General features: G+C 51.1%; 4 protein-coding genes. 2 read left to right on the top strand and 2 right to left on the bottom strand.

The features are described from left to right. Positions 1-1,148, top strand: a 1,148-nt coding sequence (locus JXO50_04305; protein ID MBN2332312.1) for a hypothetical protein, incomplete at its 5' end; no start/stop codon positions are given. 2 nt (positions 1,149-1,150) lie between these two features. Next, entirely contained in the window at positions 1,151-1,564 is a 414-nt protein-coding gene (locus tag JXO50_04300) for a Zn-ribbon domain-containing OB-fold protein (protein MBN2332311.1), read from the top strand. Between the two features lie 196 nt (positions 1,565-1,760). Here JXO50_04300 and JXO50_04295 read toward each other — a convergent pair whose 3' ends face one another. Both JXO50_04295 and JXO50_04290 read right to left on the bottom strand, forming a co-directional pair. Further along, positions 1,761-1,949: a hypothetical protein gene (locus JXO50_04295; protein ID MBN2332310.1), complete on the bottom strand. Its 189-nt coding sequence runs from the start codon at positions 1,947-1,949 to the stop codon at positions 1,761-1,763. A 144-nt stretch (positions 1,950-2,093) separates the two neighbouring features. After that, the gene (locus tag JXO50_04290; protein MBN2332309.1) at positions 2,094-2,627 is read right to left on the bottom strand and encodes a response regulator; all 534 of its coding nucleotides are present in this window, start codon (positions 2,625-2,627) and stop codon (positions 2,094-2,096) included. Positions 2,628-2,738 lie beyond the last annotated feature (111 nt).

Below are 2,738 nucleotides of genomic sequence, written 5' to 3'. Positions count from 1 at the left end.
TGCGGCATTCAGTTGACAAGGGCGTTGATCTGAACGAAATCCAGGCATTGTATCTGGGCAATTTCACCAATGACTTTTTTGCCCATCAGAGCCACTGGGGGCCGATCATTGCTGATACCATTGGTTTGTCGCCTCGTCCGGCAACCAGGACCGAGGGTGCCTGCGCTTCATCGGCTTTGGCCTTTCGTGAAGGAGTCCTGGCCATCGCCTCAGGGATGTATGATATGGTGCTGGTCGGGGGCGTCGAACAAATGTCCGCTTGTACGACAGAACAAGTTGCTGAAGGACTGTCCCTTGGTACGATGCCCTACGAAGCTCAGGCCGGTTTTACGTTCCCGGGGATTTTCGGAGCTGTGGCAACTGCTTATTTCGATGCTTATGGGACTTCCCGGGAGCAACTGATGGGAGTTACGATAAAAAGTCACCATAATGCCCCGTTCAACCCAAAAGGCCAGATTAGATTGACGATACGAGAGTTGATGGAAAAAAAGGCCGTTTCCCTGGCAAGCAAAGGAAAAGCTGTTCCCCAATGGAATGATGAGCGGGACTTTCTCCGGGATACTTCCAGTAACCCGATGGTGGCATGGCCCATGCATCTTTTTGACTGTTGTCCGATCAGCGATGGCGGCAGTTGTCTGCTGCTGGTAGCCGCAGAAGCCGCATCCCGTTTTACCGATAAACCGCTGTATGTCGCCGGTATCGGCCAGGGCAGCGGCCGGGGGTTTCATGCATCCCCTGAAATCACCTCTTTTGAGGCAACCAGGTATGCGGCCCGGGAAGCCTATGCCATGGCCGGCATAACGTCCCAAGACATCCAGTTTGCCGAAGTGCATGATTGCTTTTCCATTGCTGAAATCATCCATACCGAAGACCTGGGCTTTTTTGCGCCCGGGCAGGGCGGTCATGCCGCCAATGACAAACTGACAGCTCGAGATGGGGCGATTCCCATCAATACCTCCGGTGGTCTCAAATGCAAGGGGCATCCGGTGGGTGCCACAGGTACCTCGCAGATGGTTGAATTGTGGAAGCAGCTTCGTGGTGAAGCCGGCGAACGGCAGATTCCTCAGGCCAATCTGGCAAGAGGTCTTGCGCACAACCTTGGTGGAACCGGCGGTACCTGCACGGTAACCATTCTTGAACGGAGATAGAGATGGAAACGAAGCCGTTTAATGATCATTCTTTTGCTGCGTTTCTCAAGCAAAAAGCACTGATGGGCTCTTGCTGTGGGAGTTGTGGTGCTCTTTATTGTCCGCCGAGGGCTTTCTGCCCTGCGTGTCATAGTACGAATATGAGTTGGTATCAGTTGCAGGGCAATGGCAGGCTCAAGGCATTTACTTCTATCTTTGTTTGCTCACCGCAGATGGTTGCTCAGGGGTACGGGCGTGACAATCCTTACTGTGTAGGTGTTGTTCAACTTGATGAAGGACCGCGGGTTGATGCCCGCATTGTAGGAGTCGATGCCATGCAGCCGGAATCTATTCGTGTTGGAACCCCGATGATGATTGAGCATAAGGAATCAAAAGCTGGTGAAGGTGCGGTAGTATTGGCTTTCCGGCCAGCTTAGCAAGGTCATGGGTTGTCGCGTCATGGCGGAGATGATTCAGGTTGTGGGGTGTTCCATTCAAGGTATTATGACAAAAATAGAAAGTGTTTCACTTTTCCTGCAACCAGCTAATGCTGCAAAAATCGCACTCTGTTCATGTAGCGGTTTGTATGCTGATGTTCGGTTTATGTTATCGTTCAATTGAAATGCCACATCCTTATGAATCAAGCACCTCCCTGATTTTGCCGGTCAGCCGCTGCAGGGAAAACGGTTTTCCGATGAACTTGACTCCTTTTTCCAGTATCCCATGGTGGGAGATGACGGATGCCGTGTAGCCGGACGAAAACAGGGCTTTGAGACCGGGAATGACGTGTCCCAGCGCCTGCGCCAGCTCCCGTCCGTCCATCTCGGGTAGGATGACAACCGTTGGCCTGACCAGATGCAGGATTTCGGGGCTAGAAACTCGCGAAACAATTGCTTGGCTGTAATGCTTTTTATGGCTCGCACAATCCTTCCAATAGAGTTCTTTGGAGAAAAAGAACCCTGGTTTTTACACACCATCCAGTACCTGGCGAATCTTTTGCGCCAACATGGTAATTTTATAAGGTTTGTTCAGGTACTCTCTGGCCCCCATCTTCAGAGGATCGTTCTGTAGTTTGTCAGGGAAATAGCCGCTGGCCATAATTACTTTGACCATTGGATCAATTTCCTGCAGAGCCCTCAGGCACTGCAAACCGCCCATGCCAGGCATGCTGATGTCAAGTACCACCAGATCAATGACATCCCTGGAATTCCGATAGATATTCAAAGCTTCCTCGGCGCTGGCTGCAAGGATGAGCTGATAACCTAAGCGGGTCAGGCCTTCACTGGCAATTTCTCTAAGGTGTTCTTCGTCATCCACCATGAGAATGGTCTCACTTCCCTGTCCATGCCGGCCATCGGCAACGGTCTTCGGTTCAAGGACAGCATCACTGGTTTCTAAAAATGCGGGGATAAAAACTGTAAAAGTCGTTCCTTTGCCGGGTTGGCTGCGACAAGTTATATGGCCGCCATGGGTCTGCAGGATGCCGAACACCGTTGACATCCCCAAACCGGTGCCTTTGCCCGCTGATAACGTATAATAAATTTCGCTTTTATAAAAATGGCAGTGCCCTTACAATTGGGATCAATTGAAGACCGCAAAGAAATCAATTGA

Source organism: Candidatus Anaeroferrophillus wilburensis, from assembly GCA_016934315.1.
GTDB classification, from domain to species: domain Bacteria; phylum Desulfobacterota; class Anaeroferrophillalia; order Anaeroferrophillales; family Anaeroferrophillaceae; genus Anaeroferrophillus; species Anaeroferrophillus wilburensis.
Note: the sequence above shows the minus strand (reverse complement) of the source record. Positions and strands in the feature narration are given on the sequence as shown.